At 38.7% G+C, this 12,344-nt stretch carries 15 protein-coding genes; 14 read left to right on the forward strand and 1 reads right to left on the reverse strand.

Annotation, left to right across the window (positions count from 1 at the left end; all coding sequences use genetic code 11):
• Window position 1: 1 nt before the first annotated feature.
• From PR766_RS10720 to PR766_RS10780, 13 genes are all read left to right on the forward strand, one after another.
• Complete coding sequence (locus PR766_RS10720) at window positions 2-499, forward strand: fimbrial protein (protein WP_006663077.1); 498 nt, start codon at window positions 2-4, stop codon at window positions 497-499.
• Window positions 500-748: 249 nt separating this feature from the next.
• On the forward strand, window positions 749-1,024 hold the full coding sequence (locus PR766_RS10725; RefSeq protein WP_006659629.1) for a helix-turn-helix domain-containing protein: 276 nt from the start codon (window positions 749-751) through the stop codon (window positions 1,022-1,024).
• 71 nt (window positions 1,025-1,095) lie between these two features.
• Entirely contained in the window at window positions 1,096-1,371 is a 276-nt protein-coding gene (locus tag PR766_RS10730) for a helix-turn-helix domain-containing protein (protein ID WP_154635988.1), read from the forward strand.
• An 89-nt stretch (window positions 1,372-1,460) separates the two neighbouring features.
• Complete coding sequence (locus PR766_RS10735) at window positions 1,461-2,432, forward strand: fimbrial protein (RefSeq protein ID WP_154635987.1); 972 nt, start codon at window positions 1,461-1,463, stop codon at window positions 2,430-2,432.
• A 548-nt stretch (window positions 2,433-2,980) separates the two neighbouring features.
• Complete coding sequence (locus PR766_RS10740; protein ID WP_006659632.1) at window positions 2,981-3,511, forward strand: fimbrial protein; 531 nt, start codon at window positions 2,981-2,983, stop codon at window positions 3,509-3,511.
• 59 nt (window positions 3,512-3,570) lie between these two features.
• Window positions 3,571-4,242: a fimbrial biogenesis chaperone gene (locus PR766_RS10745; protein WP_036959641.1), complete on the forward strand. Its 672-nt coding sequence runs from the start codon at window positions 3,571-3,573 to the stop codon at window positions 4,240-4,242.
• A 24-nt stretch (window positions 4,243-4,266) separates the two neighbouring features.
• Entirely contained in the window at window positions 4,267-6,762 is a 2,496-nt protein-coding gene (locus PR766_RS10750; RefSeq protein ID WP_154635986.1) for a fimbria/pilus outer membrane usher protein, read from the forward strand.
• An 11-nt stretch (window positions 6,763-6,773) separates the two neighbouring features.
• On the forward strand, window positions 6,774-7,754 hold the full coding sequence (locus PR766_RS10755; RefSeq protein WP_154635985.1) for a fimbrial protein: 981 nt from the start codon (window positions 6,774-6,776) through the stop codon (window positions 7,752-7,754).
• Between the two features lie 9 nt (window positions 7,755-7,763).
• The gene (locus PR766_RS10760; protein WP_036959637.1) at window positions 7,764-8,270 is read left to right on the forward strand and encodes a fimbrial protein; all 507 of its coding nucleotides are present in this window, start codon (window positions 7,764-7,766) and stop codon (window positions 8,268-8,270) included.
• A gap of 10 nt (window positions 8,271-8,280) precedes the next feature.
• Complete coding sequence (locus PR766_RS10765; protein ID WP_006663084.1) at window positions 8,281-8,775, forward strand: fimbrial protein; 495 nt, start codon at window positions 8,281-8,283, stop codon at window positions 8,773-8,775.
• Window positions 8,776-9,033: 258 nt separating this feature from the next.
• The gene (locus PR766_RS10770) at window positions 9,034-9,318 is read left to right on the forward strand and encodes a helix-turn-helix domain-containing protein (protein ID WP_036959634.1); all 285 of its coding nucleotides are present in this window, start codon (window positions 9,034-9,036) and stop codon (window positions 9,316-9,318) included.
• Window positions 9,319-9,497: 179 nt separating this feature from the next.
• A complete protein-coding gene (locus PR766_RS10775) occupies window positions 9,498-9,725 on the forward strand; it encodes a helix-turn-helix domain-containing protein (protein WP_006659639.1) in 228 nt (75 codons plus the stop codon).
• Between the two features lie 77 nt (window positions 9,726-9,802).
• The gene (locus PR766_RS10780) at window positions 9,803-10,090 is read left to right on the forward strand and encodes a helix-turn-helix domain-containing protein (protein ID WP_006659640.1); all 288 of its coding nucleotides are present in this window, start codon (window positions 9,803-9,805) and stop codon (window positions 10,088-10,090) included.
• Window positions 10,091-10,157: 67 nt separating this feature from the next.
• Here PR766_RS10780 and PR766_RS10785 read toward each other — a convergent pair whose 3' ends face one another.
• Window positions 10,158-11,048 (reverse strand): LysR family transcriptional regulator, encoded by an 891-nt coding sequence (locus PR766_RS10785; protein ID WP_154635984.1) that lies wholly within the window; start codon window positions 11,046-11,048, stop codon window positions 10,158-10,160.
• 152 nt (window positions 11,049-11,200) lie between these two features.
• On the opposite strand from PR766_RS10785, the gene ampC reads away from it, so the two are divergent.
• Entirely contained in the window at window positions 11,201-12,343 is a 1,143-nt protein-coding gene (gene ampC / locus PR766_RS10790) for a class C beta-lactamase (protein WP_230086757.1), read from the forward strand.
• Window position 12,344: the final 1 nt, after the last annotated feature.

Genomic DNA, 12,344 nt, shown 5'->3' on the forward strand with positions numbered 1-12,344 from the left:
AATGAAAAAAATCATACTTTCATTATTACTCCTAACATCTCCCTTAACGGTCATGGCGCAGGCTGCCAATATTCATGTCCATGGCTATGTCACCGCATTACCATGTGAGTTAGAAAAAGCTAACTATCTTATTGACCTAAAAAAGGTCAATGTTTGGAATATTCGTGATACTCAAACCTCTCCTTGGGTAGATTTTACGATTAAATTAAAAAATTGCCCTGTAGATACCCAAGAAGCGATGATGGTAATTAACGGAACACCCGATAATGTCGTAACCAATTACTTTATTAATAGTGGCAGTGCCAAAAATGTCGCATTAAATTTAGCTTATGGCGAAAATAAAATAACGGTAAAAAATGGCGAAAAAATTACGGCACCAGTCAATACCCAAACTCGTACCGTTGAAATACCACTATCCGCAAGAATGGCAGGATATGGTACAGGAATGACGGGGGGCTCTTTTAAAAGTCATCTTGACTTCACACTAATTTATAATTAATAAATCTTTAAACGATACTCTTATTTTAATAAGCCAATTAAGATGATGAGTATTCACTAGATAAAAACAATGTTCACTAATTGAAATTCTAATTATGAATCTCCATATAAAATAAATAACTTTAATTGAGGTGATGTAAGTCAAGATATCAATATAAATACCTGATAGATATATATTTAAGGTAATGGTATTCATTTGCCTTCTGTTAATTCATTTAACATATCGCAAATAATAAAAAGAGGTTAAATAATGAAAAATAGCTACCCGGTCTCTGCTGTTATTGGATATAAAATAAGAGAACTACGTAAGGAAAAAGGGTTATCCCTACTTGCTGTAGCTAAAACTATTGGAATTAGTGAGCAACAGCAATTACGTTATGAACGTGGACATAATCGGATATCGATAGATCGGCTCAAACAATATGCTATTTACTTTAATATTAATATTAATGACTTCTTTTTATTTAATGAGCACGAAAAGGAAAAAATAAAAAGGGAACTGAGAAGAAAGCTAGAAATACAGTAATTATACTTAATCCTACTGGTCATTATGATGAAAAAAATACATCCAAAATTGTCGGTGCCCGAATTAGGACACTGAGGAAAGATCGCAATATGAGTATCCAGCAGCTTAGTTCGCTATTGGGAATCAGTCAGCAACATCAATCTCGCCATGAACTAGGCGAAATGAGAATTCATGTTGATACACTTTATTCTATTTCAGAAATACTGGAGCTGGATATCCGAGAGTTAATGAGTGATTTTATCGATTCATATAGCTGTACATACACCTCTGATAAAAAGGAAAAAGACAATTTATTAGTCGCCGAATTGCTCTTATCGCCAGAACAAAATTTCTCTTTATATAAATAACCAAATCAATATTGGCAGGAAATGACCTACCAATACCACTGTCTACATATTCTATTTGCTGTATTTGATACTCTTAATCAGGAGCGAACATGCACTTTAATTTTAAAAAAATATCTTTTTCTTTTTGTCTCTTTGTCTATTCTGGGTTTTCCTTTGCTGCATGTATTCAAAATCCTAGATTAAACAACATTACTGTTAATGTCCCGACCAGGACATATACCATTCAATATGATGATGCTTCATCTAAAGAACTTGGTCGATTTATTGTCACGTTTGCCAATGGCGATATTAATACCTATTCAGGTAAAAATGGACAATGCGGACAAGCTCGGCTCTATGCCAGCTATGTTAATGGCTGGGTGCCTAACGCGAATAAAGTTGCGGCGACCAATGTTGCCGGTATTAGTGTCGAAATTGTAGCCACTGCAATAGGCAGCATTAATGTCTACAGTCGCTATCCTGTTCAAGGACGACTACCTTGGACCATTGTTGCACCTCAATGGACCATGATCATTCGTAAAACCGGCGCGGTACCTCAATCTGGTAGCTTAAAGGCGGGCAGTGTGGCTCGGTTAATCCAAGATAATCCCAATCACGTTAACTGGAATTTATCTACTCTCAATATTCCCGCCAATGCCATTAAAATTAATGTCGCTAAATGTTCTACGAAGTCGAGCAACTACACCATTAACCTTGGCGATCGATACGATACTCAATTTAAAAATATTGGGGATGTCAGCACAAACGTCAATATCCCTATCACCCTTAGCTGTGCGGCAGGCACGAATATTAAAACAATCGTCACGAGCAGCGCAGGCTACGTGGATGCGGCAACTGGAAAGATTAAACTCTCTGGAACAGGCTCTGCCACTGGCATTGGTATACAATTGCTTGATAGAAATAACTCACCAATACAGCTTAATACTAAAAATAGCTTACAAAATAATGTTGCTAACGGAGATTATATTTTCAACTGGAAAGCCCGCTATGTAAAAACAGCCGCAAAAGTGACACCCGGTACGGCAAACTCCACTGCCACCGTGAATATTCGCTATGAATAATCAAATTAATTCTATCTGCTATTAATTTTACTTTAACAGTAGATAGAATTAACACATCAATACGCGACCACTTATAAAAATAGAAAAAGCTTAATAAAAAAACGTTCTCATACTTATTTAGACTATTCATTTAAGAGCATTAAACCCCTTTCATTCTTTTTTAGATAATACATATTTGTACATTAGAAAAATCAAACCATCCTCTTCCAAACTTTAAATTTAAATAATCACCATATGAGAGATGCGTTATAGTTTAAAATTACAAAATAATTATTTTTAGTTTTATATCGTTATTTCACTTTATCCCCCAAACTGATAAACCAGTAAAAAAACAACAATTAAAAACGTTTAATCTTAAAAATAACGCATGTTGAGTTTATTTATTAATTAATTACTTAATATTTATAAACTGATTATATTTACCTAAAAACCCACCATCTTGTTTATTTATAAAAATAGTCACAAAATACTCGTGCTTTGTGTAAATAAGCAAATAAATATATTTCCTCAATAAAATTGAATATCGAATTAAGTTTCGGAGAGTTAAAATGAAAAAACACGTTATTGCATCTTTAATTGCAACAAGTACCTTATTAATTTCTGCCAACGGTTTCGCAAAAGATGGCGATATTAATTTCACTGGTGAAATTATCGATAATGCCTGCCAACTCGCAACTGGTTCTGATGCTATCCAAGTGAATTTAGGTAAAGTATCTAAAACAGCATTACCAAGCACAGGCAGTACAGCAGCTGCAACCAAATTTACTATCCAATTGGAAAAGTGCCCTGCTGCAGTCACTAGCGCAACCGTAAAATTCGATGGTGTTGCTTATGATGGTAACAACAACGTTCTACAAGTCACCAATCCAAATACATCAGGTGTTGCAACGGGTGTTGGGATCCAAATTCAAGACGTAAAAGGCGTAACTGTTCCACTGTATAGCATTTCTAATCCATACACATTGCAAGAAACCGTTGTGAATAACTTAGATTTTACTGCGCGTTATATCGCGATGTCTGACACGGTCACTGCGGGTCAAGCGAACTCAACTGCAACCTTCACGATTAACTATAACTAATTATTAATTAAGGTTTATACGGATATAAGCCTTAATTATTCTTACTCAGTGGTGGCAATATGAAAACAATAATTTCTGTCTGTATCATGCTAATTGCGCTCAGCCAGTCGGTCTATGCCGGTGTGATTATCGGGGGAACTCGCGTCATTTATCCAGAAGGAAATAAAGACGTCAGTATTAGCGTCGAAAATCCGGATAAAGTGCCTTATTTAATTCAATCATGGATTGAAAATGCCAATGAAGGCAAGCAAACGGATTTTACTATTACGCCGCCACTTTTTCGTTTAAACCAAGAAAAAACTAATGCACTGCGCATATTTTTAACCCAAAACACCCTGCCTAATGATAAGGAATCTTTATTTTGGCTGAATATTAAAACTATTCCTGCGACTGAAAAGAAAACGGAAAATTCATTAAAAATTGCGTTTAAAACTCAAATGAAGCTCATTTATCGACCGAGTGCAATAAGCAATGTGGATTTTGCGGAAGAACAAAAAAAATTAACGTGGTCGAAAGTGGGTACATCCATCACCGTTAAAAATCCGACGCCTTATTACATGAATTTTCAAAGTATCAGCTTTAATGGCAAAAAAGCGGAAAACATTTCGTACGTCGCCCCATTTTCAACCAAGTCCTTCACTATTCATAGTCCTGAACTGCACGGCACAATTAAATGGGAAGTAATTAATGATTATGGGTCCGCCAATCATCCAGCAGAAATAAAAATATAGCCTTAATGGCAATTAGGTTTATCTATGAAAATAAATAAAATATGCCTTAGCCTATTTATCGCCTTAGGCTATATTGCGACATCTTCAGCAGAACCAGAAACTTATTTTGACCCTGAGTTTCTTGAGCTGCCCAATAAAGAATCGGTAGATTTAGGTCAATTTGAGCGTAATGAGCAGTTGCCTGGTCAATATTATGTCGACATTTACATTAATAAGAGCCTCATTGGTTCAAAAAGTGTCACGTTTTCGACTAATGCTAAAAAAGAGCTAGAACCGTGCCTGACGCTCAGTGACTTAAAAGATGTCGGCGTTAAAGTTGCAGATTATCCGAATTTACACACAGAGGGAAATACCTGTGTCAATCTTACTGCAATTCCAGATGCTAACAGTGAATTTGAATTTGGTTCTCAGCGGCTGTATTTAAGTATTCCGCAAATTGCGTTGAATATGAACCCACGAGGCTACGTCGATCTTGCCGCGATTGATGATGGGGTCAATGCGTTATTACTCAATTATAGTTATAACGGCTCACGTAATACGGATCGTAAAAATAATAAAAATAGCTCTAACTCTAACTATGTAAACCTACGTCCGGGACTCAATGTCGGCCCGTGGCGTCTGCGTAATTACACCACATGGCAAAGTAGTGACGGACAACGGAATAAATGGGACACGGTATACACCTATTTGAGCCGTAATATCAATGCGATAAAAAGCCAGTTAATTCTCGGGGATAGTACATCGCCTTCGGCTATTTTTGATAGTGTGCCCTTTCGTGGAGCCCAGCTTGCCACCGACGATGATATGAATCCAGAAAGCTTGCGAGGCTATGCGCCAGTAGTACGTGGTATTGCGCGCAGTAATGCGCAGATTACCATTCGTCAAAACGGCTACACCATTTACCAAACAGACGTTGCGGCAGGCCCTTTTGAAATTAACGATCTCTACCCAACAGGGGGAAGTGGAGACTTACACGTTACGATCAAAGAAGCCAACGGCAGCGAGCAGTATCAAATTATTCCGTATGCTTCTTTACCGGTTTTACAGCGTGAAGGCTATGTCTCTTACAGTGTGACGGGCGGGCAATACCGCAGCTATGATAGCAGTGTGGATAAAAAATCCTTCGCTCAATTTACATTGATCTACGGTTTACCGTGGGGGCTGACTGCCTTTGGCGGGAGTCAAGTAAGTGATAAGTATCAAGCTTATTCCGTTGGCGCAGGACAAAACTTAGGGCGATTTGGTGCGTTATCGATTGACGTCACCCACGCGAATTCCACCTTAAATAATGGCACCAGCGAAAGCGGGCAATCTTACCGCTTTCGTTATAACAAAAACCTGAATGACATCGGCACCAACATCGCGCTTGCGGGCTACCGTTATTCAACTCAAGGCTTTTACAGCCTGGCAGAAGTGTTTGACGGTTATCGAAAAAATGGTTTTAGCCCACTGTACGAACGCCGCCGCAACCGCGGGGAAATCACACTAAGCCAGAGCTTAGGAGATCGTTGGGGGTCGTTATCTGTCGGGTTCGTGAGTGAAGATTACTGGAACAGCGATCGCAAAACTCAGTCTACGACTATTGGCTATAACAATAGTTGGAACAATATCAGTTACGGGCTGAACTACAGTTACAACAAAAATACCAACCCGAACCAGAACAGTGGTGGACGTAATAATAAAGAGGATGATCATCAATTTGCCTTTACGGTCAGTGTGCCGTTTAGCGTGTTCGAAGACACCTTCTATTACAACTTTAACAGTACCAGCAGCAGCGCCAATGGCTCATCGGGCAGTATGGGGATTTCAGCCACTCAGCTAAATAACCGTTTGAATTGGAGCGCGCAGCAAAATTTCCCAACCCGAGATTCTGGCGCGTCCGGTAACTTGAATGGTAGCTATCGTGGGCAATACGGGGAAATTTCAGGGGGAACGGGCTACAGCACCAATAATTACACTCTGTATTACGGTGCGAGTGGCAGTGTGGTGGCGCATTCCGGAGGGGTCGTATTAGGTCAACAATTGGGTGAAACCGCTGCCTTAGTGGAGATTCCCGACGCCGCTAACATTCCAATATTGAACCAAACTGGCGTACAAACTAACGGGCAAGGCTACGCATTAGTCCCCTATGTCACGGCTTATCGCAGTAATGGGATCCAGATTGATACCAGTAAATTACCAAGTGATACCGAAGTGGAGTTAACGACCCAGAATGTCGCGCCAAGCCGTGGAGCCATTGCCAAAGCCAGCTTTAATGCCAATGTAGGGTATCGCGCTATCATGACCTTACATTTTAAAGATGGTAAACCCGTGCCTTTCGGCGCACAGGCGGTTTTTCCGAACAATAATCAGCTCAATGCTATGGTCGGTAATGATGGGGAAATTTATCTGTCGGGAATGCCAGAGAGTGGTTCATTTACGATTCAATATAACGATAAACAGCAGTGCCAAGTGACGTATAACTTAGCAGGCTTACCGAATTATATTGGCTTATATAAAACCACTGCGGTTTGCCAATAAGGAAAAATAAAATGAAAAAATTCATTATTCAATTCACATGTACTATAGGATGCTTATTTTTATATTCTGGCTACGGTTATTCTGCAGCCTGTGCTAAAAACGCTAATTTGAATAACCGAACTGAATATATTCCTGCTAGAACATATACTATTCAATATGATGATAGTAGCACCAAAGTTTTAGATACCATCAAATTAACTTATGGAACTGCACCTTTGCCTGTAACTGCGAATCCGAGTGGTTGCTACAATATTGGGCTACAATTACTCAACAGCCCACCAATAACAAATACAACGATATCTACTTCAATTTCAGGCATCACTTTCACTGCTGAAACTGCGGCATTAAAAGTAAGTCAACCAATTAGTGTTTGGCAAAATAGTGGTACATCACTCAATATTAATAGCCCTTCATGGGAAATTAAAGTACAAAAAACAGGCTATGTCCGGACTGGTGGAACTGTGAATGCTAGAACTATAGGAACACTACAAGGGCTTGGTAATGAAAATGGTGTCAATACACGCTGGAATTGGAATTTAACTACAGCAATACTTCCAGCAAATACAATGAAAATTATTGTGCTAAGTTGTTCACTAAAAAATAATCAAAACACTTATAATATTAATATGGGTGATTGGTATGATACTCAATTTAAAAATATTAATGATACACAAGGAACGGTTGACATTCCTATTTCATTAAGTTGCTTATCAGGTACCAATATTAAGGTTACCGTCACATCTGATAATATCGATAATGCAGCAAATGGACGATTAGGCTTAGTTGGTGCTAATAGTGCCAAGGGTATTGCAGTACAATTATTGAATAATTCAGGAAGCCCCATTACATTAAATCAGCAGTTTACCCAACAAGATGGCGTAACACAAGCAGATTATATTTTCGGGTGGAAAGCTCGCTATATTAAAACGGCCGCAACGGTCACACCAGGGACTGCAAATGCCAATGCCACTGTTAATATTCTTTATGAATAGGAATAGTTTATGAGAAATTTAATTATATTTATAATTAACCTCTGTATCCCATTAATAGCGAATGCAGGTGATACTGTCTATTTAAAGTTTACGGGAAATATAAAAGCAGCTACGTGTAATTTAACTGCTGGAAATAGTGTAGATATTGATCTAAATACATGGCCTGCAGACAGTTTTTACTCTGCTCAAAGTGGTACAGATTGGAAACGATTTACGCTCGAGTTAAAAGATTGCTCCTCGTTTATTAATAGCGTGAGATTAACATTTACAGGGACTGCGGACAGCACGGATATTACAAGCCTATACAAAAATAATGGGACAGCGACCAATATTGCCATCCAATTACAGAGTGGTGACGGCGCGACACCATTGGGGAATAGCAAAGTATTAACCATTCCGACCAACGGGCAGCCTTTGGTGAGCATTCCCCTACGTACACGGGCATTTTCCTCGCTCGGTAATGGTACCTCTGGCACCTTATCCGCCAATATTACTGCCACCATTACCTATTTATAAGGGGCTGACCATGAAAAGAATTTTATTCAGTTTACTTAGCTTGTTCGCCCTGCCAGCAATGGCGGAAAGCGTCAATATTTATGTGCACGGTAACGTAGTTACCATGCCCTGCAAAGTAGAAAATACCAGTTATAACGTGGAGCTTGGTAAGATAAATCGTTGGAATTATCGCAGCCCCGCTCAAAGCCCGTGGGTAGATTTTTCTATCAAATTAATTGATTGCCCAGTATCAACCAAAAATGCCAAATTCAGTATTAATGGCACAGCCGATGCTACAGACAATAACTATTTTGTGAATACTGGTAGCTCGACTGGCGGTTTACTCCATTTAGCGCAAAAGAGTAATAAAGCCACTATCAAGAATGGCAGTGTGCTAAATATCGTTATCAACAGCACCACAAAATCTGCTGAAATTCCATTATCTGCAAGGATGATTAGCCTTCAACCGATGTTCATGCCAGGGGACTTTAAAAGTCATTTAGAGTTTTCACTAAGTTATCCATAAAAGGTGATTGTAAATATATCATTCTAATAGCCTCGTGATATTTATATTTTATATCGGTTTTAAGTAAGGAATATCTAATGGCTAATTATATTTCTTGTTGAAAATCAAAATATATTAAAACGCTAGCAATGGTAACATCGGGAATGGAAAATATGAATATCACTGTAAACATTCGTTATAAATAGATAGGAGATGGATTATTTATTACATATTTTATGAAATAGAAATTCTATTAGACAGTGAAAAAAGGAGTAAATGATGCCAGAATACTATCCTATTTCCCGAATTATTGGTAAGAAGATTACGTATTACAGAAAAATGAATGGAATGTCTCTTTGTGACATTTCTAAAATGATTCATGTCAGTGAACAACAGCAATCCCGCTATGAACGCGGTGTTAATCGTATTAATTTAGATAGGCTTCAGCAGTATGCTAGGATATTTAGTATTGACTTAATCGATTTTTTTGATCTCAATGAACATGATACCGATAATATAAAGCAGAATATTGAAAAACAATCTAATAAAGATAATACTAAATAGTAATTTAAGCATAATCACCATTTATTGAGAAAAATTTTCATTTATTGATCTAACACTATAGTTTCTTAGAGTAATTAATGTTAAGTTGATAATCATATTGAGCTCATTATACTTCATTAGATCATCGAACTAAGATTGATTTGTTTTGAATTATTGCTTTATTCACAGGGATACTCAATATGTCTAAAAATTATCTCATATCTAAAATGATTGGTAGTAAGATCATTTATTATCGAAAAATGAATGGAGTCACATTACAGAAGCTTGCTGATACAATCGGCGTGAGTAAACAACAGCAGTCACGTTATGAAAGAGGAGTTAATAGAATTAATTTAGATAGATTAGCTCAATATGCAAACTATTTTGATATTGATCTTAACCGTCTTTTAGACATCAATGATAAATAAGTATTTTAATATCTTCTATTTATTTAATAATCATCGCTAAATAGCTCTCATAATAAATATACCTAGGAGTTAAAGATATGGAGAAAATAGTATCAAAAGCTGTCGGTTTAAAAATAAGAGCCCTTAGAGAGAGCCGCGGCATTAGTGGAAAAAAACTCAGTGAGTTAATGGGAATCAGCCAACAACACTTATCACGCTACGAAAATGGCGATGTGAATATTCATGTGGATACGCTCTACCATTTTTCACTTATTTTCTCAGTCGATCCTGCCTATTTCTTTGCGGAGTTTAATGAAAGAACGGGCAACCGCGAGGAGCAAGACAGTAAAAAAAGTTATTACGCCGCTGAGTCAGTGGTTGTTTAATGACTACTTTTCACAGCTCATTTTATTTTGCAATCGGTGCTTCAGAATTTAAGCACCGATTTATCATCTATAACCCATTCCCGTTATTGGATTCTTCCAGTAACCATTGCTGAAAAATCGCCATTGCTGGTGTCATTGGTTTGGATTTTAATCGACTCAGCCAATAACCGCCTAGAGTCACGGAAATATCAAACGGCTGCACCAAATTCCCTGCACTTAGCTCCTGTTCAAACATACAACTTGGCGCAATCGCGATACCCTCCATAAGTAATGCCGCTTCCACCATTAAACGGGAAGAATCGAAAACAGGACCTTTCACTCGCCACGGCTCTACATTGGCAGCTAAAAACCATTTATCCCATTCATCTTTTCGGTAGGAGCGCATTAATGGAAAGTTTTGCAAATCAATGGGATTCTTAAGTTTACGGGCAATTTTTTCAGCGCAAAGTACCGTATGTGGTGCTGAAAATAATGGGGTATTTTCGACTAATGGCCATAACCCTTCACCAAAGCGAATAGCAAAATCGGCTCCTTCCCCTGCGAGATTCACCACATTATTGTGCGTCATAATACGCAAATCGATATAGGGATAGCGTTCAGAAAAACGCGATAATCGTGGTAGCAGCCAACCGATCGCAAAGGTACCCACCACAGAAACATTCAGAACTTCATGATAATGGCCATCTTCGAATTGCTGCAATAATGATTCGATTTGGTCGAAAGATCGGCTAACCACAGGCAATAATGCCAAACCTTCATCTGTTAGCGCCAGCCCTCTTGGTAAACGAATAAATAGCTCCAAACCCAATTGCTCTTCCAGCGCACGAACTTGCTGGCTTACTGCGGCTTGAGTCACATTTAGCTCCATGCCCGCCCGCGTAAAGCTTAAGTGACGTGCTGATGCCTCAAAAGCTCTGAGTGCATTGAGGGGTAAACGGTAACGAGCGTTCTCAGCCATAAGATTTTCTTTTGCCTCATCGAAATTTATATCGTTTTAATTCATGCGAGAAAAGCCGCATACTCCGACCCCAGAATCACTTCACGTTTGGAGTGGTAATATTTTGCTTGCCACTCATCATAACTAAAACTTTTATTTTAATGGATATCTGTATGAAAAATCTTTTTCGTCACGGACGGCTGCTTGTCGCCGTCAGTTTGGCATTAACGTCATTATCTAGCGCGGCATTAACACAGTCTGACGTGGACAGTATTATTAAGCCGTTAATGAAACAGCAGCAAATTCCAGGCATGTCAGTGGCAATTTCCGTTGATGGAAAACACTTTATTTACCATTATGGAATCCAATCCAAGCAGACCAAAGTCCCTGTCACCGATAATACGCTGTATGAAATTGGCTCTTTATCAAAAACATTCACTGCAACACTAGCTTCCTATGCCCAAGGGCAAGGTAAGCTCGATTTTTCTCAGCCCGTGAGCCACTATTTGCCAGAATTAAAAAATACGGTATTTGATAAAGTGACAGTGATGAATTTAGCCACACATACTTCTGGCTTATCTCTCTTTGTTCCCAACACCGTGACGAATAGTGCTGAGTTAATCCAGTATTATCAACAATGGTCTCCAGAAAAACCGATTGGTGAATATCGTTCTTATTCCAATCTCGGAGTGGGTTTATTGGGAATGGTTACCGCAAAACAGCTGGGAACGACATTTTCGCAAGCGACAGATAACATGATGTTACCTGCTTTGGGGATGAAACATACCTATTTGCAGGTTCCTCAAGAGAAGCAACAGAATTATGCTCAAGGCTATAATAAGCAACATCAACCTGTCCGCGTAACCCCTGAGATCTTAGATAATGAAGCCTACGGTTTGAAATCGACAGCTAAGGATTTGATTCGTTTTCTCGATATCAATATGCAAGTTGTCGACGTGAAGAAATCTTGGCAGGAAGCGGTTGAAGATACCCATACGGGTGTGTATATGACGGATTCTTTTGTGCAAGATTTAATGTGGGAAAGTTATCCATGGCCAGTCTCATTGGCTCAATTACAACAAGGCAACCGTGATGATATGGCGCTTAAACCACAAAAAGTTGAAGCTATTCAACCACCACTGCCACCAGAGTCTGCTGCGTTCTATAACAAAACAGGCTCCACCAATGGGTTTGCAGCTTATGCAGCCTTTATTCCCGACGAAAAAATTGGCATCGTGCTGCTCTCTAACCAATGGTACCCAATCCCTGAGCGCATCAACGCAGCCTACCAGCTAATCGAAAAAGTGAAACACTAGC

The sequence above is a fragment of the Providencia sp. PROV208 genome (assembly GCF_028479465.1).
In the GTDB taxonomy this organism is placed as follows: domain Bacteria; phylum Pseudomonadota; class Gammaproteobacteria; order Enterobacterales; family Enterobacteriaceae; genus Providencia; species Providencia alcalifaciens.

Bases quoted from the DNA above. Each gene is read 5' to 3' on its own strand.
- PR766_RS10785 (WP_154635984.1), bottom strand. From the start codon at position 11,048: ATGGCTGAGAACGCTCGTTACCGTTTACCCCTCAATGCACTCAGAGCT.
- PR766_RS10760 (WP_036959637.1), top strand. From the start codon at position 7,764: ATGAGAAATTTAATTATATTTATAATTAACCTCTGTATCCCATTAATA.
- PR766_RS10725 (WP_006659629.1), top strand. From the start codon at position 749: ATGAAAAATAGCTACCCGGTCTCTGCTGTTATTGGATATAAAATAAGA.
- ampC (WP_230086757.1), top strand. From the start codon at position 11,201: ATGAAAAATCTTTTTCGTCACGGACGGCTGCTTGTCGCCGTCAGTTTG.
- PR766_RS10770 (WP_036959634.1), top strand. From the start codon at position 9,034: ATGCCAGAATACTATCCTATTTCCCGAATTATTGGTAAGAAGATTACG.
- PR766_RS10755 (WP_154635985.1), top strand. From the start codon at position 6,774: ATGAAAAAATTCATTATTCAATTCACATGTACTATAGGATGCTTATTT.
- PR766_RS10735 (WP_154635987.1), top strand. From the start codon at position 1,461: ATGCACTTTAATTTTAAAAAAATATCTTTTTCTTTTTGTCTCTTTGTC.
- PR766_RS10780 (WP_006659640.1), top strand. From the start codon at position 9,803: ATGGAGAAAATAGTATCAAAAGCTGTCGGTTTAAAAATAAGAGCCCTT.
- PR766_RS10765 (WP_006663084.1), top strand. From the start codon at position 8,281: ATGAAAAGAATTTTATTCAGTTTACTTAGCTTGTTCGCCCTGCCAGCA.
- PR766_RS10740 (WP_006659632.1), top strand. From the start codon at position 2,981: ATGAAAAAACACGTTATTGCATCTTTAATTGCAACAAGTACCTTATTA.
- PR766_RS10750 (WP_154635986.1), top strand. From the start codon at position 4,267: ATGAAAATAAATAAAATATGCCTTAGCCTATTTATCGCCTTAGGCTAT.
- PR766_RS10720 (WP_006663077.1), top strand. From the start codon at position 2: ATGAAAAAAATCATACTTTCATTATTACTCCTAACATCTCCCTTAACG.
- PR766_RS10745 (WP_036959641.1), top strand. From the start codon at position 3,571: ATGAAAACAATAATTTCTGTCTGTATCATGCTAATTGCGCTCAGCCAG.
- PR766_RS10775 (WP_006659639.1), top strand. From the start codon at position 9,498: ATGTCTAAAAATTATCTCATATCTAAAATGATTGGTAGTAAGATCATT.